This is a genomic window from Phragmitibacter flavus (assembly GCF_005780165.1).
Lineage (GTDB): Bacteria > Verrucomicrobiota > Verrucomicrobiia > Verrucomicrobiales > Verrucomicrobiaceae > Phragmitibacter > Phragmitibacter flavus.
This window is the reverse complement of sequence record NZ_VAUV01000002.1, coordinates 292,273-316,711: the sequence shown is the minus strand read 5'-3', so window position 1 is coordinate 316,711 and position 24,439 is coordinate 292,273. Positions and strand designations below refer to the sequence as shown.

The window sequence follows — 24,439 nt, the reverse complement described above, 5'->3', positions numbered from 1 at the left end:
AAGATCGTCTCCCGGCGATCTCAGGATTTTTAGACCTCCCATCATCCGCTTGCCACCCGCGCAGGCGGATGATATTTTTTTGTGCATCAACCCTCCCTCATTCAACTCAAACACACCCCCTGATGAGCACTACATTCGAAGACCAAGACCTTGGTGGTGCCGAATTCACCAACAGCAACCTCAGCGCCGCCAAGTTCGACGATATCAATCTCGCCAACGCCCGATTTATCAACGTCAACCTATCCGCCGCGAATTTCGAAGACATCAATCTTTCCGGCACGGTTTTCAAGAACATCGACCTCACCAACGTCACCATTCAAGACGCCAATTACGAAGGCATGCGCATTGATGGCATTCTCGTCACCGAACTTCTCACAGCGCACGGAAAACGCCTTGCCTGAGTTCCATCGAGACAAAAGTCACTCTTTCGTTTTGTTACCAAGGATCGTTCAGGCCGAAGCCACAACGTCGAAAATACCATCACATCGCGTCACATCCAGCCTCGCCACTGATATACCCACGTTCCAATCACCTCATGGAACCAGTATTTATAAACGTTGAACCCATTGGCATGCGGCAAATGCAGCCAGCGAAAATCCCCGACATGGTTCACACTGCTCACGTAATTGCAGCGCACCGTCCCACCTAAAGACACCCCGGCTTTGACAAAGGTGCCTTCAGCCCTCGGCATGTGGAAGGCCGAAGTCACCAACAAAATCTTCGTCCACCCCCGCTCTTTCATCAAAGCCGAAACTTTCAGCGCCTCATCTCGTGTATTCGCACACACCCCCAGAGAAACCATTCCACTCGTTTCCAGGCCCATCAGCTCAAGGCCCTTCAAAACCCGATCCGCCTCCGAGTGCATCACCCCCGATTCCTTGTATCCACCCCCTCCAAGCACCAGCACCGGTGCCTTTTTCTGCGCATGCAACATCAACGCCGTGCTCAGTCGATCCGCCGAAGGATTCAAATGAAACCCCGTCGGCTCCACAAAAGAAGGCTCCGCCCCGCCTCCCAAACACACAATCGCATCCACCACCGGCCACTCCTTGTCCGGCATCTTGGGAACTCCCTCCAATCTCGCCATCAACAACGACGCCAACGGTGTGCAGGTCATCACCGAAAAAATCACCCAGGCCAATCCCGGCAGCCACAAATCCTGCCAGCGATGCCGCCACAGTCGCCACAGCAACCAACTTCCGAGCAAAACCCAAATCACTCCCAGCGGTTGCAACAGCGGAATCAACGTCTTCATCGAAATAACTTTTCGCCTTCTGCCATGGATAATCTTCGAACAAACGTTGTCTCAACTCCTCTTTTAGGGAATGAACTTCTTGCTGCTCAAGATCCGAAAACGGTAGAATGACTCCAGATTGCCCTCCTGCTCCCCTTCCTCTACCGGCTCCTCTTGTTCCTCGCCACCACCGCCTTCATCTCCCGACTCCGATCCTGATTCCTCCGGGACTTCCGCTGCGACAAGAGCGAAATCGGGCAACTCGGGATCATGCGGATCAAGGTAACGCTCAAACGTCACACTCCCACGACTCTCCGCCACCACCGCGTCCTTTTTCTCGACCCACTTCGCCCAATCTGCCGGGTCGTCTCCCCGCTGCCTCTTCAACGGCTCGAGCACCTGCACACAATAATGCACGGTGTAAGTGTTGGATTTCGTCGTCAGACGTGAATAAAGCCCGGCATACGGGCGCTCGCGAACATTGTCCCCCGTCAACGCATGTTCCGCCCAAAAAGTCGATGCACCACCGCCCTCGCCATCGCTCGGCGGCGTCGGTTCCGACTCATCAGGAACTTCCTCCGGCGTGAATTCAGACAACAGCCGCCCCTCCGGCACCAGATGCATTTCGCAGATCTCACTCGCCGTGCGGAAATACTGCCCTTCATCAAAGCGTCTCTGCCACTGAATCAAGGTCTCGTTCGCATCAATGGCAAAACGATAGTTGGCCTCCACTTCCCCCGCCCCTTTGTAAACCTCTGAAGCCTCAACCGGAATGGCCATTACCCGCTCGCTATGCAACAATGCCCGCAACGCCGTGGTGCGCTCGATGTAAGTGAACGGCATGATCTGATGATTCAAATTCACCTTTCCCGCCGTCGAAAAAGGCTCACTGATCGCATAAGGCTCCAACACCGGCATCCAGAACAGATCGAGCAACAAATGATCCGGCGGCGACTGCGCCCCCACATGCACCGGTTCTCCCGTCCCCGCAGGTCGAAACAATAACGTCTGCCACGGTTTGCCCGCTTTCACCCCGGTCGGCAACGAACCAAACATCACCGGCGAAGACACCTGACGGTTCGGCGAAAACAACCCAGGTGCTGCCAGATCCGCATTCTCTCCAGTGGCAAAAAACGGAATGTCGCCTTCAGATGCGCGAAGTCCGTTGCCTTCATCCGGTTTGTTGATGTAAGCCCCATCCATCTCCGCCCCCAGCCCGGTGTCCCAGTCGCCCGTCAGCGCCGGCTCCGATACTCCCACAGGAACATCGGGAATTACTCTCCTCTGCTGCGTAATTCCTGGCACCAGTCGCCCGTCCACGTCAGAAGCAAAAATGTGATGCTGCCCCGTCGAAGTCCCCAATGAATGCGCAAACCTCTTGCTCTGGTCATGATAAAACCGATGCGGCACAAACTGCCCCCGACTGGGCTCAAGCGGGTCCGCCCCCACCTCCGCCTGCGCCGCGATCAAGCGGTAGTCCCCGTGACGCGGCACCATCGTGCGCACCACATCCGGCTTACGAAACATGCCACCCGCGTAAAACTCAAACTCATCCAGCGTCGGCGCTGCGTTGCTGGCCAACTGCCCGGCAAAATTCAACCGACCCAAAAATTGGGGGGCGGGGGTGCCATTCGCACGTCTGGCACCACCATCCGCCGAAAACGTCCACCACGTCCGCGCCACTGTCGCAGTAGCAATTCCTTCCTCGGTCTCCTCTCCCGTTGTCCCCCCCTCCACCAATCTTGGCATCAAAAACGTCCCATTCTCAAACGGCACCTTGATCTTTTGAACGAGGAATTCATCTCCTTCCAATGACGACTCCGCCCCTGCATAAAGTGACACCTCAATCTCGCCACCTTCAAACTCCATGGTCGCCAGATCCTTGTCGGTAGTGCCCGGCGCTTCCACCACCGTGATCGGCACACTGACAAACGGATACACGTTGTCCACCGTCAATCCCCGATCTGCCGGCATCACTCCACGCGCAGGCAGCTTGCGCCCCTTCAGCAAAGCTTGAAATCCCCCTGCCCCGCCCCATGACCGTCCATGCGCCACCTCACCCGCCGCCAGCGTGTGCCGCATGGACGCATCCGCCGGAAAACCCAACGACTGACCATTCACCTTAAATTGTTCCAATCCGGTGATGCGGATCTGCATGTCCGGCCTCAATACGGGCCACCCCATCGAAGGCGAAAACAACTCCATCAACAGCAATGCCTCAATGCGTCGTTCTCCGGGAACCAATCGCTTTTCCAATGTTTGATTCTTCAAAATCGGAATGTTGGCGAAAATGTTGCTCTCCGCATCCGCCGGATCTCCGGTTGCCGTGGCGATAAACTGCAGCCCGATCTCCGACAACGTGTAAAACCGGCCCAACCCCATTCCGTCCCCAATTTTCAACGGCACTACCTGTCCATGCCCTGGCTCAACCTCGGATTCAGACACCCGCTCGCTGGTAAACTGACCTCCAGGAAGCAGACCATCATAAATATTGGTCGACCGGATATGATCCACCATCTGGGCCAAAATCTGATCACGGTCCGCCACATACTTGCCCGCAAATGTCCCCAACCGACCCGGCACCTCACGAGAAGTTAACTTCTGCAAATACGCGACCAGCTCCTGATTGCGCAACGACTCCAAAAAATCCGCCGTGGGATGATTCGAATTCTTCCTGGTGAAATGAAACCGCGCCTCCGCTCCCGTCTCCCCCATGCTCGAACAAAACGCCACCAATCGATCATACACACTCCGAAACTCATCGGTCTCCTCCTCTGCCAGCGGCCAAATCGCCACGCGCGGCCATCCGAACACATTCAGCTCCGAACCCCGGCTGTTCGTGCTCAACAAAAATCCCCGACCCGCAATCTCTCCCGCCGTTAAACCAGCTTGAACATCACGATTCTGATCAAACACCAACTCATCCACCGAGCCATACAACCGGTCCGCATCCCCAGCCAGTCGTTCCGTCTCCCAGACCGTCCCGCCTTCTGATCCACCCGCCTCAATTCTCGGAACAATGCCTCCAATCTCCTCCCTGCTCAGCTCTGGAAAAACCGCCCCCATGCTCGTCGTCGCCGGGTGCCCGGGATAACGCTGAAATTCATCCGGTGCCGGAGGAAAGCTCGCCAGCACCGCACGATCAAAACTCGACTCCGTCCTCGGCAAGTCATGATACGAACCCGGTGCATTCCCCCGCTCCCACTCATCCCCCGCCGCAGTATTGACGTTGATCTTGCACGTGTCATCATCCGTCCAGAACGCCACCCGACCCACAATCGGATTATCCTTGGAAGCCACCCCCGGCGGTCCTTCCAGCAAAACCTCATTGGCCGCCGCAGCAGCAGCACCCTCATCCTCGTCTCCCGACTCCTCTGCGCTTCCCGGCAGCGGACTCATCACCTGTCCATTTTTCAGAAGATACAACCATCGCACCGGCATCGGAGCTTCATTCTGAGGACTCACCGGGGCACCCACCACCTGCAAACCTTCAACCTCAACCCTTGGATCGAAGATCGGATACCGCAACTCCCCTTCCAAATCCGCCATCGGCAGATTCAGATCGCGATACAATCCCGGGTAATTCATCCAATCCGACGGCACCTCCGCCAGCACATCAAAAGGCACCTCATTCACTTCCTTCGTCATCTCCCGTGCCGAATAGAGCTTCACCAAACTATCCTTCGCTCCAAAAGTCCGGATCATTCCCGGTTGCGAAGCCCAGCCCACCTCCGGCCCCTGAGTGGTTGCCGACCTCACCTGTGCCATCACCAACCCCACCACACTGTCTTCCAGCAAACTCAACGACAGGATATGACTCGTGTTCCGCGAAGCCCTTTTTTCATTGGTCACATTGAGGAAAAAACCCAGCACCAAAAACATCACCAGCAAAAGCACAGTAATCACCAGCACCAGCGCCACACCCTTGCGTCGTCGTCGGTTCATGGTTTTGGGCAATAGAATTAAATTCATCGAGTCGGCGACATTCCAGCACACTACCCCGCCAAGATCAACCCCGCCACATCGAAACAAAGATTCGCACCCGGAAGCGACCCACGCTAACGTCACCCGCCGTCCATCCCGGTCCCGATGAAGCGCTGGCCTAACCTTCTCCAACCACTCAACAACCTTGCCCAACTGCTGTGGTGGAGCCTGCTCATCCTGCCCGTCGCCGTTCTCACCGGCTCCGCCAGCGCCCTCTTCCTCTGGTCCCTTGACCGGGTCACCCATATTCATTGGACCCACCCCCACCTCCTGTTCGCCCTTCCCATCGCCGGTGGCCTCGTTGGACTCCTCTACCATCATCTCGGCAAAAATTCCGATCGAGGAAACAACCTGCTCATCGACGAAATCCATCAACCCGGCGGCGGTGTCCCCGCCCGGATGGCTCCCCTCGTCCTCATTGCCACCCTCATCACCCACCTCTTCGGAGGCTCCGCCGGACGCGAAGGCACCGCCGTGCAAATGGGCGGAAGCCTCGCCGGACTCCTCAGCCGCATGTTCCGCGTTGGACCCGACACGCGCAGACTCATGCTCATGGGAGGCATCGCCGCAGGATTCGGCGCCGTCTTCGGCACCCCCCTCACGGGAGCCGTGTTCGCCATGGAAGTCCTGTTCATCGGCCGCATCCAATACGATGCCCTCATCCCCGTCCTCATCGCCAGCATCATCGGCGACGCCACCTGCACCGCCTGGGGCATCCACCACACGGTCTATCACCTCGAAGTCGCCCCCGATGCCGGACTTCGCGCCGCCTTCCATCCCCTTCTCCTCGCCAAAGTCGCCCTTGCCGCCATCCTTTTCGGACTCGCCGCCCGACTTTTCACCACCCTCACCCACGCCACCCAATCGCTTTTCGCCCGACGCATCGCCTATCCTCCCCTCCGACCCGTCATCGGCGGACTCCTCGTCATTGCCATGGTCTACCTGCTTGGCACCCGCGACTACCTCGGACTCGGCGTCGACAACCCCGACCCAAACGCCGTCTCGATCACCTCATCGTTCCAACCCGACGGTGCCCACACATGGTCTTGGCTTTGGAAAACCCTCTTCACCGCCGTCACCCTGGGCAGCGGATTCAAAGGCGGCGAAGTTACCCCCCTGTTTTACATTGGTGCCACCCTTGGTCACAGCCTCGGCCTCCTTCTTCAGGAACCCGTCGCCCTCTTTGCCTCCCTCGGATTCATCGCCGTCTTTGCCGGTGCCGCCAACACCCCCCTCGCCTGCACCCTCATGGGCATCGAACTCTTCGGCTCCCACTACGGCGTCTCCTTTGGCCTCGCCTGTTTCATCGCCTACCACTCCAGCGGCCCCACCGGCATCTACCATGCCCAACGCCTCGCCGTTCCCAAAAATAGAAGCTGAATTCACCGCTCGACTTCCTCCCGCGTCAGCACTCCGTCGCCATTCGCATCCAGCCGCTGAAAAAGTCCGGCAGGACCACTGAACTCCCCCTTCTTCACCGTGCCATCGCCGTCCTTGTCATCGCGACGCAACACCATCTCCCAGGGAATTCTTCGCCCTTCTCCACGGTTCATCGGCGGTGCCTCTCCCTCCTCCGCCACACTTTCCGTCGTCAACGCCACCACCTTCGTAGCGCCTTTCTTCAATCGCTCATCAAAAAAATCCACCACCAACTTCGCGATTTCCTCACTCCCAAACCCCGGCCTGCCATGCCCACCCCCTCGAATGGTATGCAATTGCGCACTCACTCCTGAATTCTTCAACGATTCGAACAACAACTCACTCTGATTCAACGGCACCGTTTTGTCTGCATCGCCATGCACCATTAAAAACGGCGGATCATCCTTGCTCACATAATTGATCGGATTTGCCCGCGCCGCCTTGTCCTTGTTCTCCAAAACTGCGCCCCCTAGCAACTTTGCCTCCGGCGACTCCACATTCGCAACCCTCTCATAACCCGGCGTCTTCACAAACACCTCAAAGTCCGTGGGCCCAAAATAATCACAGACCGCCTGCACCCGGCTCGACTGATCCAAATGAGCCCCCACATCAAACGCTTTCACATCGCCACTCGTCCCCATCAACGCCACCAGATGCCCGCCCGCTGAACTCCCCCACACCCCAAATCGCTTCGCATCCAAACCATACTCATCTGCGTGCGCCCTCAACCAACGAACCGCCGCCTTGCAATCCTCAATCTGCGCCGGAAACACCGCATGACCGCTCAACCGATAGTTGATGCTCGCCACCGCATATCCCTTCTCGACGTAACCCCCGCGCAACGGCGGACACCCCTCCTTCGAACCATTCTGCCAACCACCCCCATGCACCCAGATGATCAATGGCAACAACTCATCCGACTTCGTCTCCGGCAAATAGAGATCCAGCTTATGCCGCTCATGTCCGTCCTTCACATAAACCAAATCCCGATGAGCTTTCACCCCCTCCGGCACCCGCACGGGGGCTTGCGCCCAAATCCCAAACGCCATCCCACTCAGGCCAAACATCAACAAAGATCCCAACTTCATCATGCCCATCCAACCCGCCCATCGCCACAAAGTTTCAACTCACCTCAACTTCATCAATCCCCGCCCTTCGGATCAAACGCATCGCGCAATCCATCCCCAAGGAAATTCAGCGCCAGCAAAGTCGATGACATCAGCGCCGCCGGAAATGCCAGCAGCCACCATTTGCTGTCCAGCGGATTGATCACCTGCGCCCCGTCCTTCAACAGCGACCCCCAGCTCGCCGCCGGATCTTCAATTCCAAGACCTAGGAAGCTCAAAAAGCTCTCATCTCGGATCACCGCCGGAATCGTCAACGTCAAACATGTCAGCACCAGCGTGCTCAAGTTCGGCCACAGGTGCTTCCACAAAATCCTCCACCAACCCTGCCCCATCGCGCGGCTTGCCGATACAAACGCCAGCTCCTTCAACACCAGCACCTGCCCCCGCACCAACCGAGCCATCGTCAGCCATTGCACCAATCCCAGCGCCAAAACCAGAATCCCTATCCGCGAATATGGAATCGCATCATTCGCCAAGTCCACCAGCCACTTCATCTGCTCCCCCTGCGCCCACAGACGCAAACCATCCAACCCATCCTTAAAATAACCATCAAACGTGTTGATGAAAATCATCACAAACAAAAGGCTCGGCACTGAATTCAGAATGTCCACCAACCTCATCATTCCCCCATCAATCCTGCCTCCCGCATAACCGCTGATCATCCCATAAATCCCGCCAATCACCAGACTCACCAGCGCCCCCACCAATCCCACCCCCAAACTCACCTGCGCTCCCGTCAGCAAACGATAAAACAAATCCTGACCATTCGCATCCGTCCCGAGAAGATGAAACCGCGTCCCGTCCTCCGACCGGCTCATCGGCGGAAAAAACTGATCCTCACTCACCTGCTTCACTCCCGCATCCAGAAAGAACGGAATCACCACCGCCAGCACCGCCACCGCCAGCGTGAACCACAGCGAAACCATCGCCAGCCGGTTGCGACGCAAAATCTGCCAGCCATTCGGCGGACTGCCCTGCCATCGATTGGATGTCGCCGCCTCAGCCATGCAATTGAATTCGTTTGTCCAGGAACATGTAAATCACGTCCACCAGAAAGTTAAAAAACACAATCAGCGCCGAATACACGATCACCGCGCCCGTCAGCAGAAAACAATCGGCGTTTTGAATCGCATTCACAAACACCATCCCCACCCCCGAAATGTTGAACACACTTTCGATCACAAACGATCCCGTCAGCACATAAGCCGCCATCGGACCCAGATACGTCACCACCGGCAAAATGGCCACCTTCAGTCCGTGCTTCGCCAGCACCCGCACCTCGTCCAATCCCTTCGCCTTCGCCGTGCGCATGTAATTCTGCGAAAGCACATCCAGCAAACTGTTGCGCGTCAGCCTCGCCACATAAGCCAGGAACGGTAACGACAAGCAAATGGACGGCATCACCAGCTGCTGCCACGTCCCCACCCCGCCAATAGGCAGCCAACCCAGCCAGATCCCCAACACCGCAATCATCAATGGCCCCGTGATGAACGTCGGCACACTGATCGCCCCCAGCGCAAAAAACATCCCCCCAACATCCCAAAGCGAATCCTTCTTCATCGCCGCCACAAACCCCACCAGCACCCCGCCAACTGACGCAATCAAAAACGCCGTCCCACCCACCAGCAGCGAGTTCGGCAGCTTCTGCCCAAGGATCTCCGCCACCGTCAGATTCTGATACCTCAGCGACACATACAAATCCCCCTCAAAAATCAGCCGCTTCAAATACCGCCCCAACTGCTCCGACTTGCTCCCATCCAACCCATACTGCGCCTCCTTCGCCGCCTTCGCCTGCTCCGTCATCCGCTCCTTTTCAAACGGTCCGCCCTTCTGTGAAATCGACAACACAAACGTCAGCGACGCCACACACAACAGCACAAAGAGGCTGCTGATGAATCGTCGCAGGATGAACGTCGCCATGAGTCCGCTCAACAAGCACAGGTTCTACCACAAGGCAAAAAAACAAACAGGGATTGCTCAACCCTCTCAAAATTGATAGCCTTTCATCATCGCGTCCGTTTCTTCCAACCCCTTCTCACTTTCCGACTCTATGAACGCCATCAAGATTCCCCTCGTCGCCTTGTTGCTCTCTCTGGCTGCCCCCGCCCTCCATGCGAGCGTCATCGCGATCTATTCTTTCGACGCTCAGAATGGCAATGACGCCAGCGGCAACAACAACCACGCCACCGGTTCCGTCACCTACAGCACCTCGACCCCGTTTGGCGACGGCTACGCTTATTCCGTCAACAACAACAAGCTCACCGCCCCCCACACCACCTCCTCCGGCTCCACCACCGGATTCAGTGACATCTCCAACAATCTCAGCGTCTCTTTCTGGATCAATACCGGCACCACCGGCAATGCCGACTGGTTCCGCATCGCCCGTAAAGGCGCTGGCGGCACCACCAGCAATCACTGGATCATCAACCGCAATGCCGGCACCGCAGATACCAACATCCGCATCGACAGCGGCGAAACCAACCCCACCGGCTACAACCAGAATCTCGCCCAAAACGCCCAGAACGTCCTGACCAATGACTGGCGTCTGGTTACCTACACCCTCAGTTACAGCACCGGCACCACCGGCACCTGGACCGAATACCTCGATGGCGCTTCCGTAGCCACCGGCTCCTTCATCTTTGGCAACGGACTCGCCAACACGAATGCCCTGGAAATCGGCGTGTCCGGCGGCAACTGGATTGGCCTCATGGACGACCTTGGCATCTGGAGCAACGCCCTCACCGCCGGTGAAGCCCGCTCCATCTACACCCTCGCCACCAACAGCCTTTTCAACTACGACCTCGAACTCGTCACCCAGCTCCACACCCTCCATACCACCACCACCGGCACCCTCGACCTCAACGGCTACACCTGGTCCTACACCGACTCCCTTAGCGGCTCCGGCTTCAACCCGGGCGACCTCTATTTCGACAGCATCAGCAGTCAGTGGATTCTCCAAATGACCGCCACCACCGGCCTCTCCGCCGTCCCCGAGCCTACCCGCGCCGTCCTCCTCACCCTCGCGCTCGGCAGCCTTTTCCTCCGCCGCCGTCGCCAGCGTCATTGACCAATCCCCTATCCTGCACGACCTAACCCCATCCATGGAAAAGAAACGAGCCGTTCGCATCAACAAGCCCCCCATCCTTACTCCCCAAACGCAGAAGATCATTGCCCAGTTGGAGAAAAAACTCGGCGCCCCCTTCATCGCCTACTGGTCCTCCGGCAACGGCTCCGTCTGCCACAACGACGTCGCCGCCTTCTTCGACCTCCTCAAAGGGCTCGGCAAACGCGAACACCTCTATCTCTTCATCAAATCCAGCGGCGGCAACGGCCAGGCCGCCCTGCGCATCGTCAACCTGCTGCGCCAATACGCCGGTAAAATCACCGCCCTCATCCCGCTCGAAGCCGCCTCCGCCGCCACCATGATGGCCATCGGTGCCGACGAAATCAAGATGGGCCCCCTTGCCTACCTCACCGCCGTCGACACCTCCCTTACCCACGCCCTGTCTCCGGTCGACCGCACCAACCACGCCGTCGCCGTGTCCCAGGACGAGCTCAATCGCGTCCTCCACCTCTGGAAAGAATCGCGCGGCAACGGTGAAGCCAACCCCTACCCCAGCCTCTACAACCACATCCACCCTCTTGTCTTCGGAGCCATCGACCGCGCCAGCTCCCTCTCCATCAAGATTTGCGAAGAGATCCTCTCCTACCACCTCGACAACGCCAAGGCGCGCGAGAAAATCAGCAAACACCTCAACTCCGCCTACCCCAGCCACGGGTATCCCATCATGCTGCGCGAAGCCCAGCGCATCGGCCTCAACGTCAGCGATCTCGACTCCGACCTCAACGATCTCCTCGTCAACCTCAACGAAATCTATTCCGAGATGGGCCAGCAAGCCATCACCGACTACGACCAGGAGCACTACCACGACCACGAGATCCTCAACATCATCGAAGGCAAATCCACCGCCTTCCTTTATCAAAACGACAAGGACTGGCACTACCGCAAAGAAGAGCGCCGCTGGGTCCCCATGAACGACCAAAGCGCCTGGAACCGCGTCACCCTCGCCGCCGGCAAAATCAAGACCCAGCGCTTCCACATCCGATGAAATTGTCTCCTCGCTCGTCGATCAGCGCAACACGCTGAAGGTCGTCGCAAATTCATTGGCCCACGATGGAGTCATCGGCAGATCAATGGCGGGGATGAAAACCCCGCTTTGAAATGGAAACTTTGGGATGATTGTGTTAAACTTGAACGCATGTCGAAACGCGAACTCGTGCGACTTCATCGCGAAGCCATTCTCGAAGCTGCCCGCAGCCTCGGGGCAGAGCGAATTCGACTGTTTGGCTCCGTGGCGCGAGGCGATGATGACGATCACAGCGATGTTGATTTCATCGTAAAAATGCATCCCGAAATGGATGTCTTTGATCTCGTTGACCTAAAGGATCGGTTGCAGACCATTCTCGGCTGCCCTGTCGATGTTCTGACTGAGCATCCTTGGATGCGAGAACGACTGCGACTTGCAATCGAGGAGGCGGCCGTCGAACCATGAAGCCCGCGCGAGGCGATTCGTCGAGGCTTCAGGATATACTGGAGGCCATCGAAGCCATCGAACGACATCCCGTCAAGGACCGTCCCGCATTCGACTCCGATGAACTCCTCCGTTTCTTCGTGCTGAAACACATCGAGATTCTTGGCGAAGCCATCTTCAAACTCAGCACTGAACTTAAGGATCGCCATCCTCAGGTTCCATGGAACAAGGTGGAAAAGACACGCCACATCCTGGTTCACGATTACTTCGATGTGAACTGGGACATTGTCTGGCGCATCATGGAGCAGCACCTCCCTTCTCTAAAACACGAGGTTCAGAAAGTCATGAAATTCGAAGGGTTCAAGTCAGCCTAAGCCCCTCGAACCCCAAACTTCAGCGATCGCGTCCGCACCCTGGATGCTACAAAGCCCCCATCGTGTCATCCAGCGCCGCGATCAACTCTGCGATGCTCTCGTCACTCTCATCACCCATATTGGAAATGCGGAAGGTCTGCCCCTTGATCTTGCCATAACCTCCATCAATCGCCAGATTGTGGCGCTTTTTCAGCAAACTCACGAAAGCCGCCACATCAAACCCATCCTTGTTTTTGACACAGGTCAACCCCTTGGTGCGATACCCTTCCGGCGCGAAAAACTCGAAGCCATTTTTGCGCACCCAGTCGTGCACCATGCCATTCAATCGCGCATGACGCGCATAGCGATTTTCCAAGCCTTCAGCCAGCATCTTGTTCAATTGATGCCGCAATCCATAAATCAAGGAAATGCACGGGGTGCTCGGCGTCATGCTGTTCTTGCCGTTTGCCTGGAACTCCAACAAATCGAAATAATAACCCCGATCCTTCACCTCAGCGGCCCGTGCATAAGCCGCTTCGCTCGCTGCGAAAAGCGCCAGCCCGGGAGGCATCGCAAATGCCTTTTGCGAACCCGTCAGAAGAATGTCCAGACCCCAGCTGTCAAAGTGCATCGGCAATGTCGTAAACGATGAAACCGTGTCCACGACAAACAACACATCGGGATACTTCGCCTTCAATTTCGCAATCTCTTCCACAGGGCTAAGCACCCCTGTCGAGGTCTCGCTGTGCACCACGGTCACCACATCAAACTCACCCGTGGCCAGCTTCGCATCCACCAGATCCGCTGTGATCGCCTGACCCCAATCCACCTTCAGCGCCTCTGCCTGCTTGCCGCAACGCAATGACACATCATACCACTTGTCCGAAAACGCCCCGCAGCAGCAGTTCAACACCTTTTTGTTCACCAGATTGCGAATCGCCCCCTCCATCACCCCCCAGGCCGACGAGGTGCTCAAATACACCTGCTGCGTCGTGCCAAAAAGCGTCTGCAACTTCTCATGCACATCGGCATAGAGCACCTGAAAATCCTTGCTGCGATGCCCGATCATTGGAGCATTCATCGCCGCATAAGTATCCGCCGAAACCTCCACAGGTCCCGGAATAAAAAGTTTCACATGGTCGCGCATAAATAAATAAGAGGAAAAGGGCCGATACCCTACCCCGCCCCCCAAAGAAAACAACCTCGTTTCTTTTAGCCTTTAGCCCTTATCCTTTAGTCTTTTCATATCACTGTGTGCGGCCAGAACATCACGGAGTCATACACATTCGCGATCATCCGCACCTGACTGTCCTGCGACACCACAAAACCAATCACCGACGGCTCCACCGAACAAAGTCGGTAAACCGCCCGATGCCGCGTCCCATCTCCCTGCACATCCCAGCGCGACACACTTCCACCCTCGAGATCATGCGCCTGTTCCACATACAGCACCGTGCGATCGACTCGAATCTCCCCGCCAAATCCCACCAATCCGAGCCGGTGATCGAGCACCAAAGCCCCATCCACCATCATGAAATCCGACAACAACCGTGCCAGCTCAAAAAACGACTCCTCCAGCTGATCCAGTTCTTCATCCCGGCTCAACCGAAACACCTGCCACGCCTGCTCCACCGACGCTCCCGCCGGACTCAACTGTCCCACCCGACGAATGATCGCCTGCCACAACTGCCGGAACCGCTGACCCGCCCCATCCTCCTTAAGCAAATATTTGCAATCGATCCACTTCTCCGCCGCCACACGCCCTTCTTCGTCATCGGGAATCAACACCAGACTACCCCCATGCCCACTGGTGCGCACCAGGTTGATCGACCTCCTCACGAACTGCAACGCAATCAAATGCGCCAGATCCGCATACGCCTCCAGCGACAACGTTTCCGGTAGACAATCATCCCTCAATTCCTCCACCAACTGCCGACGCAAATCTGCAAACCGTTCGCTCAGCAGCTTCGACTGAAACACATCCATGCGCGGCCCGTGAAACTCCCTTCCCCGCCACTCCGCCAACAGCCGGTAGTCCTGATAAAACAACAGCCACCCCGGATCACGCACATGAATGATCGGATAAGCCAAATCTGCCCCCGCCACCTTCCGACCACCGGCCACCAGATTCATCCAACGTGGACCCGTATTTAAAATCCCCCACACCCGAAAACCCCGACCCTTGTCCGGCCACACCGCAATCACCGAATGATAAAAACTCGCCGCCGGACTCAACCGCTTCACCTCATTCGACGTCAGTGGATGCGGCACGGCAAAGCGGATCGCATGAACCCCCTCCGGCGGACCATCCTCCACCGCAAACGCATCCGGCGGGGCCACCACCAGCCTGGCCCGCACCGCCCGTCCCTCCTCCTTCAACAAACTCGACGCATACAACAAATCACAAAGATCCATCAACTGCGCCTTTGTCGGCGAATCCGCCCTGCCCGCCAGCAACCCCTCCAGTTCCACCACCAGTCCGCGCATCCTTGCATCCGCCTCAGAAAAACGATCTGTCTCGGCTCCGAATGGCGGGTTCATCATTTTCAATCACTCCGTCAAACCACATAGGCCGCATAAGCCGTCAAAACCCCGACCAACGCCGAAGCCACGATGATCACCCAAGCCTTGTGCCGGTCTTTCGCCCGAAACTCCGCCTGCGCCACCGTATCCGTCTTGTCCTCATCCGTGCCCATCTTAAACACCCCGCTCAGACCAAACGCGGCACAGAAGCCCATCAACCATTGCAACAACCCCGCCGCCGCCAAGGTGGCCGGGAAAAACAACAACACACGCCACTTCGGCAGCACCTCCAGCCACTCCGCGCCCCACCAGAACAATCCGGTCGCCACCAGCGCCATCAACCCCACCCGTCTCCGTTTGCGCATCTCCGTCCGACCGATGTTGCAAACCCCTGGAATGTATTTTTTTAGTGCCTCGCTCATCGATGTCTTGTAATGAAAATAAAAAACTCAGTTCAAGCTACGCCCCCATCCAACCACAGAGTTGCAAAACGGGAATTGTCTTTATCTGAATCAATCGTTTCATGACATCTCACCATGCCCTACGTCAACGTTAAAATCACCCGCGACGGCGTCACCACTGCACAGAAAAAGCAAATCGTCGCCGACATTACCCAATCCCTGGTCACCCACCTCGGCAAAAAACCCGAGCACATCCACATCGTCATCGACGAGATCGATCCCGAAAACTGGGGCTACACCGGGATGCTCACCACCGAATTCCGAAAAAAGTAGAAGGTCCGTCCCGGGCCTTCCGTTCACGGTCGCATCCCCACCACCGTCACAAAAAAGCCCGCGAAAACCGCATGCCAACCTCCACGGTTGTGCGTATGCATAATCCCCCCTTCCTCTGCCCGCTTCGCCCATGTCCTCCACCGCTCCTCCCTCCTTTTCACCCGATCGCGTCACCACCCCGGCCTATGTGGTCGACCTCGCCCTGCTCAAAAAAAACCTGGAACTGCTCCAGCACGTCCAGACCGAAGCCGGCTGCACCATCCTCCTCGCCCTCAAAGGTTTTTCCATGTTCTCCACCTTCCCCTTGGTGAGACAATACCTGAAGGGCTGCTGCGCCAGCGGACTCAATGAAGCCCTGCTCGCCCATCACGAATTCCAGCGCGAAGTCCACGTCTACTGCCCCGCCTACAAGGTCGACGAAATGGAGAAAATCCTTCCCATCGCCGGACATCTCTCCTTCAACTCGCTCGCGCAATGGCACAAATTCCGCCCCATCGTTCAATCCGCCACCGGCAACCGACCCAGCCCCGGCCTGCGCGTGAACCCTGAAGTCTCCACGGTTGAGGTCGCCCTCTACGATCCCTGTTCCCCCGGCTGCCGACTCGGCACCCGCGACGTTGAACTCGATGAAAACGCCGACCTCGAAGGTCTCGAAGGCCTCCATTTCCACGCCCTCTGCGAGCAGGACTCCGACATCCTCGAACGCGTGCTCGATTCCGTCGAAAAACGTTTTCCCCGCCTCCTCAAGCAGGTCAAATGGGTCAACATGGGCGGCGGTCATCACATCACCAAACCCGGCTACGACATCGAACGCCTCATCCGCATCGTCAAAGCCTTTCGCGAGCGCCACAACGTCGAAGTCTATCTCGAACCCGGCGAAGCCATCGCGCTCAACACCGGATTTCTCGTCGCCAGCGTCCTCGACATCGTCGGCGTCCAGGGCACCCAGACCGCCATCCTCGACATTTCCGCCACGTGCCACATGCCCGACGTGCTGGAAATGCCCTACCGCCCCTTCATCATCGGTGCCGGACTTCCCGACGAACACCCCAACACCTACAAACTTGGCGGCACCTCCTGCCTCGCTGGCGACGTCATCGGCGCATACTCCTTCCCCGCCCCCCTCGAGATCGGCCAAAAACTCGTCTTCACCGACATGGCCCACTACACCATGGTGAAAACCACCACCTTCAACGGCGTGCCGCATCCCGACATCGACACCTACGATCCAGCTACCGACGAACTCCGCGTCGTGCGCCACTTCGGCTACGAAGACTTCCGCGACCGTCTCTCCTGATCATTTTCACTCAGAGAAACCCGGGGAGCACACGCATCTTGCGTGTCGTTCTCGGCATCTTGCCGAGAATCCGCCAGCCGGTCACGTCACCCGCACCCTCCCAAAATTCAGCAGGGAGAGAATTCGTCCCATTTTCGGTCCTCCACGAAACCGACAGTCCACCACGCCACAAAAACCCTGCGCCCAAACTCAAACTCAACGCCCTGAGCTTCTCGGCGATGCCCCGCCCTTGCCTCCAAATGCCTTGCCCTTCACTGGTCCTCCAGTGGACGAAGAAGACGAACGGCCACCTGTTTTTTTCCGCTCACCTGAGGGCGCACGACCACCAGTCGACTTGCGATCACCCGTTGAAAATTTGCGATCTCCATCAGCCGGCTTACGACCACCCGAAAATTTCCGCGCGCCCCTTGGCTTGGCCTCACCATCCCCTTCCGGCTTGCTTTCCCGATCACCACCATTCGCGCGGCTCCCTGTGCGCTTGCGCTCACCCGTCGCCCCGCGTTCACGATCACGATCACGATCATCGCGTTCACGTTCCTCACGAAACGGCTTCTTCTTCCCAAAAGCACGCTCTCCAAAAGCATTATCCTCCGCAGCCAATCGACCACTGCTGCGATTAGGCTCCGGTCTTGCTTTCCCAGTGCCCAATTTTGTCCTTGAACCCGCCCGCTCATCCCGCTTCGGTTCACCGCGTAAGGCCCGTTTCTCCACCTGACGTTTAATCGACGCGGTCTTGGGTTTGCTCAACATCGGCCGATCCTTGCTGCGCGGATCCAGCAACAACGTCTGCACATCTTTCTCGCTCAATTCCTTCCACGCACCTTCAGGCAGCCCTTTGATCGAAAGATTCCCAATGCGCACCCGGATCAAGCGACGCACCTCATGCCCGAGGAAATACAGCATGTCGCGAATCTGCCGCTTCAAACCCTGCTTCAGCACAATGCCAAGCTTGTATTCGCCAATCATCCACGCGCGTTCCGCCTTGGCATGACCTTCAGGCAAATGAAATCCCTTGATCAACTTGGTCAAGTTCGCGGGATCAAACGGCTCTTCAATGACCACTTCATACTCCTTCTCCACGCCTTTGCTCGGATGAAGCAACTCATGGGAAAGATCGCCCTGGTTCGTCAACAAGATCAGACCTTCGCTCTCCTTGTCCAAACGACCCACATGATGTAGGGTCACAAATTTCTCAGGCAACAAATTGTAAAGCGTCTCGCGATCCCGCTCATCACGCCTGGTGCAAACAAACCCCCGTGGCTTGTGCAAAACAATCACCACCCCCTTCAACGGCTTCACTTTTTTGCCGTGAACCACCACCTCATCGGTGTCGGAAACCTTCGTTCCCAAGTTGAGACAAACATCACCATTGATGGTGACCTGACCCGTGGAAATGAGTTCTTCCGAACCACGGCGCGAACCGAGACCACAGGCACTTAGATATTTATTGAGACGCATGAAGGTAAAATCAGGGCACGCAAAGACCGACCAGCAGATCCACTGACATCATGCGACGCGAAGCAAAAACAGCCGCCACATTCCAGCGCAGACCGCCGGAAATCAATCTTCAGGCTTGGTTTTTGGCAGGTTGTAGAGGCTGCGACCATCTTTCCACAAACCGCGGGCTTTGAGCAACTTCACGCGCTCACCACGCTTAAGGACGCTGCGCTTGGAACCGACGGAACCGCCGGAGTTTTTCAGGCTACGATGTTGGGACATACAATGTTATTGGTTGAAGTGGAAAGTCAAAAAGGGTGGGGAGTATAGACGCCCAAAACGGGAACGCAACAAGGAAATGCATCCTCGTCAACCATCCATCAACGCCTCAATTCATTACTTGCGCAAATCCACACACTTCACCGTTCCCGTCGCATTGCGGACAAACAGCAACCCGTTCGACAACACCGGAACCGACCAGCATTTGCCATCCAAAACCTGCGCCCGCGCGGATGGCTCAAAACCTTTGGTGGTCACCGGCGCAATGAACAACTGTCCCTTCTCGCTCAATCCAATCAGCTTGCCATCCGCCACCATCACCGCACCATGGCCGATCGACTGCTCTTCCCAAACCGGCTTTCCTGTCTTGAAGTCCAGACACTTCAACCCCGCATCCTTCCCTTCATTGCCATCCACTCCATAAAGATGCTCTCCCACCAAAATCGCCGCATTCATCTGCGTGCGCATCTCACGCGTGGTCCAAATTTCCTGAGGTTCCGCTCCGCCCAGTTTCAGCATCGCCGCCCCTTTGTTGTAACCACTGGAAATGAACGCATACCCATTATGCAAAATGGGATCCGCCGCATTCACCCCGTAACTCGTGTTCCAGCGAAAATCCCAAACCCTCTTCCCGGTTTTCGCCTCAACCGCCACATACCCTTTCGCCGTCCCAAAAACTACCAGCGACTTGCCATCCTGCTCATACGGATAGGGCGTTGAATAGCCCGCCTTGCCGCCCTCGGATTTCCACACCACCGAGCCATCACTCAATTTCACTGCCACCCCTGCCTCACCCACATTCAAAATCAGCAAATCTTCCGAAACCAGCGGTGCCCCCGAAAATCCCCACTCTGGCAACTCCAGCCCGGTCTCCGTATAAATGTTCTTCTGCCAAACCACCCCGCCGGTCGTCGCGTCAAAACTGATCAAATCGCCCCAACGACTCAAATGATACAACTTTCCTCCCGCCAGAGTCGGCGTCCCTGTCGTTCCACCTTCAAAATACTTGTCTCCCAACTCTGCGGGATACGAATACTTCCAAAGCTCTTTGCCGTTCGAAACATCAAAACAAAAAACCGTGTCCTTCCCATCCGCGTGCCCCGTTGCATACACCTTGCCGCCACCCGCCACAAAACTCGAAAATCCCAAACCCACTTTTGCCTCCCAAAGCACCTTCGGACCCGATGCCCCAAACTGGTCAACGATCCCCGTCTCTTTTGAAATCCCATCCCGATCCGGCCCCCGCCACTGTGGCCAGTCAGCCGCTTGACTCATCGAAGCACTCAACAACAAAAGAAAGGCAACGCAGGTTTTCATCATAGTCACGATACGTCCCGGCTTCACACCCGCACAGCCAATTTTTCATCCCGCGCACAAATGTCACAACCGCCAAACCACCCGCCAGCCCCGATTCAATTCATTCGCCCTCCGCATCGACTGGTGTTCTAAAGATGCCCTTGCATCGCCTGCCAATCGCCAAGACTTTCCTTTTCCCATGAACCGACACCACCCCTGGCTCTCGTGGCCACAAATCAGCTCCGAGCCGATGCAGGTGGCCTGTCACTTTTGCGACACCCTGCAAACCGCCCCACGCCTGCGCGACGGCGATGGTGCCTACTGCTGCTCCTGCGGCGAACGCCTGTTCCGCAACCGCCCACGCTCCCTCGCCCACGCCACCGGCTACTCCCTTGCCGCCCTGTTCTTCATGGGCATCTCTCACGCGTTCCCATTCCTCATCATGACCAGCGGCAACGTCACCACCCGGCTCACCCTCGTCCAGTCAGCCTCCGAACTCGCCCAACAAAACAACCCCCTGCTCGCCGCCGCCGTCGTCTTTTTCACCATCATCGCCCCGCTCATCCTCGTTGGCGGGCTCCTCTACGTTGCCGCTCCACTCCGTTACGGCATCTCCCTCCCAGGTGCCATCGTCGCCGCCCGCTGGTTCCAAAAAATGGAACCTTGGAGCATGCTCGAAGTCTTCCTGCTCGGGTTGGTGGTCAGTCTCCTCAAACTCGGCAAACTCGCCGACCTCGAATTCGGCACCGGACTCTGGTCCCTCATCGGCCTCGTCCTCTGCAGCGCCGCCGCCATTGGAGGGATCGACAGGCTCGAACTTTGGGACCGACTCGAAATCAGCCGCCTTCCCCCCGCAGAAATTCCCGAGCCAGCACCCCCCCCCCGCGCATGACTCCAGAACCGAATCCCTCCCCATCCCCCATCAGTGCCGCCTCCCAAGGCCTCGCCTCCTGCCACGTCTGCGGCAAGGTAAGCCCCGTGACGGTTGGCCATTGCCCCCGCTGCGACACCCCCCTCCACCTGCGCAAGCCCCAGAGCCTTGAACGCACCTGGGCCTTTCTCATCGCCGCCGTCATCCTTTACATTCCCGCCAACACCATGCCGATCATGACCGTGCAAGGCATCGGTGGGGCCGAAAAAAACACCATCCTCTCCGGCGTTGTGCGCTTTTGGGAAATGAAGTCCTATCCCGTCGCCATCGTCATCTTCACCGCCAGCGTCCTCATCCCCCTCCTTAAAGTCATCGCCCTCGTCTGGCTCTGCCTCGCCGCCCGCGGTCGCTCCCAGACCGCCCCACGATCCCTCTCCCGCCTTTATCACATCACCGAACTCCTTGGACGCTGGTCCATGGTCGATGTCTTTGTCGTCGCCATCCTCGTTTGCCTCGTTCAACTCGGCGCCATCATGACCATTACCCCGGGCCCCGCCGCCCTGTGCTTCTCCGCCGTCGTCATCCTCACCATGTTCTCCGCCATGAGCTTCGATCCAAGACTCATCTGGGACCGGCACCACGAAAAACCGAACCCTTCCTCATCTCTTCCTTCCCTTCCGACAAATGAGTGACCCCGCTTCCAATTCCACCACCACCTCCGAACCTCGCGCCACGATCAAAAGAAGCCGGCGCTGGAGCACTGTCTGGATCGTCCCCTTCGTTGCCCTCGCTCTCGGTGCCTGGCTCGTCTGGGAACACTACCGCAGCCTTGGGCCCCTGGTGTATGTCCGATTCGAAACCGCCGACAGCATCGTCAGCGGCAAAACCGATGTCCGCGCCCGTTCCGTCAGCATCGGCATGGTCGAAGCCGTCACCCTCGCCAAAGACCTCCAGTCCGTCATCGTCGCCATCCGCATGCAACCTGACTCCGAGGAACTGCTCCGCGAAGGCAGTCGCTTCTGGGTCGTGAAACCGCGCATCAGCGCCGCCGACGTCTCCGGCCTCGGCACCATCATCACCGGCGCTTACATCGAACTCGACCCCGGCGACGGTCGCGAAGACGTCCACCATTTCGACGGCCTCGAAAAACCTCCCATCACCAGCTCCAGTGTTCCCGGCCTTCGACTCGTCCTTGAAGCCGACAATCCCGGCTCCCTCAACGTCGGCTCCCCCATCTATTACAAGGGCTTCGAAGTCGGCCGTGTCGAACAACGCTCCTTCGACATCAAATCGCGCCGCACCAATTTTGACATTTTCATCGGTGACCCCTACGCCGAACTCGTCCACGAAGGCACCGCTTTCTGGAACAGCAGCGGCGTCGACATCAGCGCCGGAGCGGACGGATTCCGTGTCCGCACCCCCTCCTTCCAGGCCATGCTTTCGGGCGGAGCTACCTTCGCCGTCCCGCCAGGCGCCGTCGTCGGAAAAGAAGCCACCAACGGCACCGTCTTCACCCTCTTCCCCGATGAAGAAGCCACCCGCAAAGCGACCTTCGTCGCCGACCGCCGCTGCCTGCTCTTCTTCGATCAATCCGTTCGCGGCCTGCAAAACGACGCCCCCGTCGAATTCCGCGGCATCCCCCTCGGCCGAGTCGTCGACATCTCCTTCGACTACGCCCCTACCGGCGAAAAACGCGTCCCCGTCCTCATTGAAGTCGATCCCAGCGTTCTGCGCAATCCCTCCCAAAAGGCCGCCAACGAAAAAATCGATCTTGCAGAAGCCGTCTCGCAAGGCCTGCGAGCCAAGCTCGGCACCGCCTCGCTTCTTACCGGAGCCCTCTATATCGACATCGACTTTGTTGAAGACGCGCCCCCCGCCACCATGGGCAAAGTCGGCGAATACGAAGTTTTCCCCACCCACTCCTCCGGCCTCGTGCAGCTCGAAGCCAAGGTCAACGCCATCCTCACCAAGATCGAGGCCCTGCCCATTGAGGACACCCTCAACAAATTTGGTGACACTGCCGAATCCCTCACCGCCACCACCACCGACGCCCGCGCCGCCCTCGCTGAAATCAATAAACTTCTCTCCCGCGAAGAAACCCAAAACCTCACGGCTGAACTCGACGCCACCCTCAATCAAGTGCGCGCCTCCGTCTCCAGCCTCGGCCCCAGCGGTGCCATCCAGGGCGACCTTCATCGCACCTTGGACGAACTCCGCGCCGCCCTCCGCGCCTTCAAAACCCTCTCCAACACCATCGACGACAAACCCAACTCCCTCATTTTTGGCCGCGACAACAAAGGCGGCGACCCCGTCCCACGCTCTCGCCGCTAACAACCAAATCTTCTGTTTTCTGTCTTCTGTCTTCTGTCTTCTGTCTTCTGTCTTCTGTCTTCTGTCTTCTGTCTTCTGTCTCCAAGTCTTCTGTCTCCAAGTCTTCTGTCTTTCCCATGAACCGCTTCCTCCCCGCCCTCATCGCCCTTTTTCTCGCCAGCTGTTCCGCCCCCGGCAAATCTTTCTACGTGCTCAGCCCCGAAGGACCTGCCCCTTCCGGCGGCGGACGCGGCATTGGTGTCGGACCCGTCACCATTGCCGGTTACCTCGACCGACCCAACATCGTCTTCAAACAAAGCGACCACCAGCTTGCCATCGCCGAATCCAACCGCTGGGCCGGTGACCTCGGCGAAAACATCACCCGTGTTCTCGCCACCAACCTCGGCAGACAACTCAACACCGGCAACGTTCGCACCTACCCATGGACCGGCGACGAAGGCCTGCAATACCAGGTCACCCTCGACATCCGCAGCCTGCACGGCACGCCTGAGGGGGATGCCTTCATCGAAGCCTCCTGGCGCATCTACTCCCTGCCCAACCGCAGCATCATTTCCACCCGCACCTGGTCCGGCACCGAAACCCTCGCCTCGGATGGTTACGACGCCCTCGTTGCCGCAGAAAGCCGACTGCTCGCGACCCTCGCCCGCGAAATCGCCGCATCAATACGCTAATATTATTTCTCAACGAAACACACGCATCACCTTCATCTGCCACGAATTCACCCAGCATGAACGAATCACCTCATCCAGACGAAGACATGATCAGCGAAGGCGGCCCCATTCAGCAGGCCGGCAATCTCCCCGGCAGCGCGCCTCTCATGGAGCGGGGCGAAGCCGCCCTCATGAAAGCCAAGGGCCAGGTCCGCAACGCCGTGAACGATTATTACAAACCCCACCCTTTCCGTGGACTTCTCGTCGCCTTGGGTGCGGGTGTTCTGATCGGGCTCGCGCTCGACTTGGATTAAGATTCAGCGGACCAAGCCTCTGATCGGTTGATGGGATTGCCGACTTCGCGCGGCAATC

General features: G+C 57.7%; 24 protein-coding genes. 13 read left to right on the top strand and 11 right to left on the bottom strand.

Going from position 1 to position 24,439, the window contains the following annotated elements:
• Positions 1-122: 122 nt before the first annotated feature.
• On the top strand, positions 123-401 hold the full coding sequence (locus FEM03_RS03395) for a pentapeptide repeat-containing protein (RefSeq protein ID WP_166442593.1): 279 nt from the start codon (positions 123-125) through the stop codon (positions 399-401).
• Between the two features lie 89 nt (positions 402-490).
• On the opposite strand, the gene FEM03_RS03390 is transcribed toward FEM03_RS03395, so the two are convergent.
• Both FEM03_RS03390 and vccA read right to left on the bottom strand, forming a co-directional pair.
• Positions 491-1,255, bottom strand: a complete 765-nt coding sequence (locus FEM03_RS03390) for a YdcF family protein (protein WP_138084769.1) — start codon at positions 1,253-1,255, stop codon at positions 491-493.
• 63 nt (positions 1,256-1,318) lie between these two features.
• A complete protein-coding gene (gene vccA / locus FEM03_RS03385) occupies positions 1,319-5,179 on the bottom strand; it encodes a Verru_Chthon cassette protein A (protein ID WP_166442592.1) in 3,861 nt (1,286 codons plus the stop codon).
• Between the two features lie 144 nt (positions 5,180-5,323).
• On the opposite strand from vccA, the gene FEM03_RS03380 reads away from it, so the two are divergent.
• On the top strand, positions 5,324-6,598 hold the full coding sequence (locus tag FEM03_RS03380) for a voltage-gated chloride channel family protein (protein ID WP_138084767.1): 1,275 nt from the start codon (positions 5,324-5,326) through the stop codon (positions 6,596-6,598).
• A gap of 2 nt (positions 6,599-6,600) precedes the next feature.
• Here the strand turns inward: FEM03_RS03380 and FEM03_RS03375 are convergent, their stop codons facing one another.
• From FEM03_RS03375 to FEM03_RS03365, 3 genes are read right to left on the bottom strand one after another with little or no spacing between them, the layout of a single operon-like run.
• Positions 6,601-7,725: an alpha/beta hydrolase gene (locus FEM03_RS03375; RefSeq protein ID WP_240772652.1), complete on the bottom strand. Its 1,125-nt coding sequence runs from the start codon at positions 7,723-7,725 to the stop codon at positions 6,601-6,603.
• Positions 7,726-7,778: 53 nt separating this feature from the next.
• Positions 7,779-8,771 carry an ABC transporter permease gene (locus FEM03_RS03370; RefSeq protein WP_138084766.1) on the bottom strand — a complete coding sequence of 331 codons (993 nt, stop codon included), beginning with the start codon at positions 8,769-8,771 and terminating at the stop codon, positions 7,779-7,781.
• Entirely contained in the window at positions 8,764-9,684 is a 921-nt protein-coding gene (locus FEM03_RS03365; RefSeq protein ID WP_138084765.1) for an ABC transporter permease, read from the bottom strand. Before FEM03_RS03365 ends, FEM03_RS03370 begins: the two co-directional genes overlap by 8 nt.
• 130 nt (positions 9,685-9,814) lie before the next feature.
• On the opposite strand from FEM03_RS03365, the gene FEM03_RS25495 reads away from it, so the two are divergent.
• The 4 genes from FEM03_RS25495 to FEM03_RS03345 all read left to right on the top strand — a co-directional run bounded on the left by FEM03_RS25495 (position 9,815) and on the right by FEM03_RS03345 (position 12,670).
• Positions 9,815-10,831 (top strand): LamG-like jellyroll fold domain-containing protein, encoded by a 1,017-nt coding sequence (locus tag FEM03_RS25495; RefSeq protein ID WP_138084849.1) that lies wholly within the window; start codon positions 9,815-9,817, stop codon positions 10,829-10,831.
• A gap of 34 nt (positions 10,832-10,865) precedes the next feature.
• On the top strand, positions 10,866-11,873 hold the full coding sequence (locus tag FEM03_RS03355) for an SDH family Clp fold serine proteinase (protein WP_138084764.1): 1,008 nt from the start codon (positions 10,866-10,868) through the stop codon (positions 11,871-11,873).
• Between the two features lie 150 nt (positions 11,874-12,023).
• Positions 12,024-12,317 carry a nucleotidyltransferase family protein gene (locus FEM03_RS03350; RefSeq protein ID WP_138084763.1) on the top strand — a complete coding sequence of 98 codons (294 nt, stop codon included), beginning with the start codon at positions 12,024-12,026 and terminating at the stop codon, positions 12,315-12,317.
• Positions 12,314-12,670 (top strand): HepT-like ribonuclease domain-containing protein, encoded by a 357-nt coding sequence (locus FEM03_RS03345; RefSeq protein ID WP_138084762.1) that lies wholly within the window; start codon positions 12,314-12,316, stop codon positions 12,668-12,670. Before FEM03_RS03350 ends, FEM03_RS03345 begins: the two co-directional genes overlap by 4 nt.
• 46 nt (positions 12,671-12,716) lie before the next feature.
• Here the strand turns inward: FEM03_RS03345 and FEM03_RS03340 are convergent, their stop codons facing one another.
• From FEM03_RS03340 to FEM03_RS03330, 3 genes are all read right to left on the bottom strand, one after another.
• Positions 12,717-13,796 (bottom strand): pyridoxal-phosphate-dependent aminotransferase family protein, encoded by a 1,080-nt coding sequence (locus FEM03_RS03340; RefSeq protein ID WP_138084761.1) that lies wholly within the window; start codon positions 13,794-13,796, stop codon positions 12,717-12,719.
• Between the two features lie 95 nt (positions 13,797-13,891).
• Positions 13,892-15,193, bottom strand: coding sequence for a putative sensor domain DACNV-containing protein (locus tag FEM03_RS03335; protein WP_206170842.1), 1,302 nt, complete (start codon positions 15,191-15,193; stop codon positions 13,892-13,894).
• A gap of 14 nt (positions 15,194-15,207) precedes the next feature.
• Positions 15,208-15,594: a hypothetical protein gene (locus tag FEM03_RS03330; protein WP_138084760.1), complete on the bottom strand. Its 387-nt coding sequence runs from the start codon at positions 15,592-15,594 to the stop codon at positions 15,208-15,210.
• A 114-nt stretch (positions 15,595-15,708) separates the two neighbouring features.
• Between FEM03_RS03330 and FEM03_RS03325 the strand changes: the two genes are divergently transcribed.
• Together FEM03_RS03325 and nspC are read left to right on the top strand one after the other, a co-directional pair.
• On the top strand, positions 15,709-15,906 hold the full coding sequence (locus FEM03_RS03325) for a tautomerase family protein (protein ID WP_138084759.1): 198 nt from the start codon (positions 15,709-15,711) through the stop codon (positions 15,904-15,906).
• Positions 15,907-16,036: 130 nt separating this feature from the next.
• Entirely contained in the window at positions 16,037-17,203 is a 1,167-nt protein-coding gene (nspC, locus tag FEM03_RS03320) for a carboxynorspermidine decarboxylase (RefSeq protein WP_138084758.1), read from the top strand.
• Positions 17,204-17,398: 195 nt separating this feature from the next.
• Here the strand turns inward: nspC and FEM03_RS03315 are convergent, their stop codons facing one another.
• The 3 genes from FEM03_RS03315 to FEM03_RS03305 all read right to left on the bottom strand — a co-directional run bounded on the left by FEM03_RS03315 (position 17,399) and on the right by FEM03_RS03305 (position 20,239).
• A complete protein-coding gene (locus FEM03_RS03315) occupies positions 17,399-18,661 on the bottom strand; it encodes a pseudouridine synthase (RefSeq protein WP_138084757.1) in 1,263 nt (420 codons plus the stop codon).
• A 102-nt stretch (positions 18,662-18,763) separates the two neighbouring features.
• Positions 18,764-18,922 (bottom strand): small basic protein, encoded by a 159-nt coding sequence (locus FEM03_RS03310; protein ID WP_138084756.1) that lies wholly within the window; start codon positions 18,920-18,922, stop codon positions 18,764-18,766.
• 114 nt (positions 18,923-19,036) lie between these two features.
• The gene (locus tag FEM03_RS03305; protein ID WP_138084755.1) at positions 19,037-20,239 is read right to left on the bottom strand and encodes an outer membrane protein assembly factor BamB family protein; all 1,203 of its coding nucleotides are present in this window, start codon (positions 20,237-20,239) and stop codon (positions 19,037-19,039) included.
• 175 nt (positions 20,240-20,414) lie between these two features.
• Here FEM03_RS03305 and FEM03_RS03300 point away from each other — a divergent pair, with 175 nt between their 5' ends.
• The 5 genes from FEM03_RS03300 (at position 20,415) to FEM03_RS03280 (ending at position 24,381) form a co-directional block, all read left to right on the top strand.
• Positions 20,415-21,107 (top strand): paraquat-inducible protein A, encoded by a 693-nt coding sequence (locus tag FEM03_RS03300; protein ID WP_138084754.1) that lies wholly within the window; start codon positions 20,415-20,417, stop codon positions 21,105-21,107.
• A complete protein-coding gene (locus FEM03_RS03295) occupies positions 21,104-21,778 on the top strand; it encodes a paraquat-inducible protein A (RefSeq protein WP_138084753.1) in 675 nt (224 codons plus the stop codon). The genes FEM03_RS03300 and FEM03_RS03295 overlap by 4 nt, the downstream gene beginning before the upstream one ends.
• Complete coding sequence (gene pqiB, locus FEM03_RS03290) at positions 21,771-23,417, top strand: intermembrane transport protein PqiB (protein ID WP_138084752.1); 1,647 nt, start codon at positions 21,771-21,773, stop codon at positions 23,415-23,417. Before FEM03_RS03295 ends, pqiB begins: the two co-directional genes overlap by 8 nt.
• Positions 23,418-23,533: 116 nt before the next feature.
• The gene (locus tag FEM03_RS03285; RefSeq protein WP_138084751.1) at positions 23,534-24,088 is read left to right on the top strand and encodes a PqiC family protein; all 555 of its coding nucleotides are present in this window, start codon (positions 23,534-23,536) and stop codon (positions 24,086-24,088) included.
• Positions 24,089-24,144: 56 nt separating this feature from the next.
• Positions 24,145-24,381, top strand: a complete 237-nt coding sequence (locus FEM03_RS03280) for a hypothetical protein (RefSeq protein WP_138084750.1) — start codon at positions 24,145-24,147, stop codon at positions 24,379-24,381.
• Positions 24,382-24,439 lie beyond the last annotated feature (58 nt).

What these genes read in the sequence shown, in the direction of transcription:
- FEM03_RS03395 (WP_166442593.1), top strand. Translation starts at nt 123, where the DNA reads ATGAGCACTACATTCGAAGACCAAGACCTTGGTGGTGCCGAATTCACC.
- FEM03_RS03390 (WP_138084769.1), bottom strand. Translation starts at nt 1,255, where the DNA reads ATGAAGACGTTGATTCCGCTGTTGCAACCGCTGGGAGTGATTTGGGTT.
- vccA (WP_166442592.1), bottom strand. Translation starts at nt 5,179, where the DNA reads ATGAACCGACGACGACGCAAGGGTGTGGCGCTGGTGCTGGTGATTACT.
- FEM03_RS03380 (WP_138084767.1), top strand. Translation starts at nt 5,324, where the DNA reads ATGAAGCGCTGGCCTAACCTTCTCCAACCACTCAACAACCTTGCCCAA.
- FEM03_RS03375 (WP_240772652.1), bottom strand. Translation starts at nt 7,725, where the DNA reads ATGAAGTTGGGATCTTTGTTGATGTTTGGCCTGAGTGGGATGGCGTTT.
- FEM03_RS03370 (WP_138084766.1), bottom strand. Translation starts at nt 8,771, where the DNA reads ATGGCTGAGGCGGCGACATCCAATCGATGGCAGGGCAGTCCGCCGAAT.
- FEM03_RS03365 (WP_138084765.1), bottom strand. Translation starts at nt 9,684, where the DNA reads ATGGCGACGTTCATCCTGCGACGATTCATCAGCAGCCTCTTTGTGCTG.
- FEM03_RS25495 (WP_138084849.1), top strand. Translation starts at nt 9,815, where the DNA reads ATGAACGCCATCAAGATTCCCCTCGTCGCCTTGTTGCTCTCTCTGGCT.
- FEM03_RS03355 (WP_138084764.1), top strand. Translation starts at nt 10,866, where the DNA reads ATGGAAAAGAAACGAGCCGTTCGCATCAACAAGCCCCCCATCCTTACT.
- FEM03_RS03350 (WP_138084763.1), top strand. Translation starts at nt 12,024, where the DNA reads ATGTCGAAACGCGAACTCGTGCGACTTCATCGCGAAGCCATTCTCGAA.
- FEM03_RS03345 (WP_138084762.1), top strand. Translation starts at nt 12,314, where the DNA reads ATGAAGCCCGCGCGAGGCGATTCGTCGAGGCTTCAGGATATACTGGAG.
- FEM03_RS03340 (WP_138084761.1), bottom strand. Translation starts at nt 13,796, where the DNA reads ATGCGCGACCATGTGAAACTTTTTATTCCGGGACCTGTGGAGGTTTCG.
- FEM03_RS03335 (WP_206170842.1), bottom strand. Translation starts at nt 15,193, where the DNA reads ATGATGAACCCGCCATTCGGAGCCGAGACAGATCGTTTTTCTGAGGCG.
- FEM03_RS03330 (WP_138084760.1), bottom strand. Translation starts at nt 15,594, where the DNA reads ATGAGCGAGGCACTAAAAAAATACATTCCAGGGGTTTGCAACATCGGT.
- FEM03_RS03325 (WP_138084759.1), top strand. Translation starts at nt 15,709, where the DNA reads ATGCCCTACGTCAACGTTAAAATCACCCGCGACGGCGTCACCACTGCA.
- nspC (WP_138084758.1), top strand. Translation starts at nt 16,037, where the DNA reads ATGTCCTCCACCGCTCCTCCCTCCTTTTCACCCGATCGCGTCACCACC.
- FEM03_RS03315 (WP_138084757.1), bottom strand. Translation starts at nt 18,661, where the DNA reads ATGCGTCTCAATAAATATCTAAGTGCCTGTGGTCTCGGTTCGCGCCGT.
- FEM03_RS03310 (WP_138084756.1), bottom strand. Translation starts at nt 18,922, where the DNA reads ATGTCCCAACATCGTAGCCTGAAAAACTCCGGCGGTTCCGTCGGTTCC.
- FEM03_RS03305 (WP_138084755.1), bottom strand. Translation starts at nt 20,239, where the DNA reads ATGATGAAAACCTGCGTTGCCTTTCTTTTGTTGTTGAGTGCTTCGATG.
- FEM03_RS03300 (WP_138084754.1), top strand. Translation starts at nt 20,415, where the DNA reads ATGAACCGACACCACCCCTGGCTCTCGTGGCCACAAATCAGCTCCGAG.
- FEM03_RS03295 (WP_138084753.1), top strand. Translation starts at nt 21,104, where the DNA reads ATGACTCCAGAACCGAATCCCTCCCCATCCCCCATCAGTGCCGCCTCC.
- pqiB (WP_138084752.1), top strand. Translation starts at nt 21,771, where the DNA reads ATGAGTGACCCCGCTTCCAATTCCACCACCACCTCCGAACCTCGCGCC.
- FEM03_RS03285 (WP_138084751.1), top strand. Translation starts at nt 23,534, where the DNA reads ATGAACCGCTTCCTCCCCGCCCTCATCGCCCTTTTTCTCGCCAGCTGT.
- FEM03_RS03280 (WP_138084750.1), top strand. Translation starts at nt 24,145, where the DNA reads ATGAACGAATCACCTCATCCAGACGAAGACATGATCAGCGAAGGCGGC.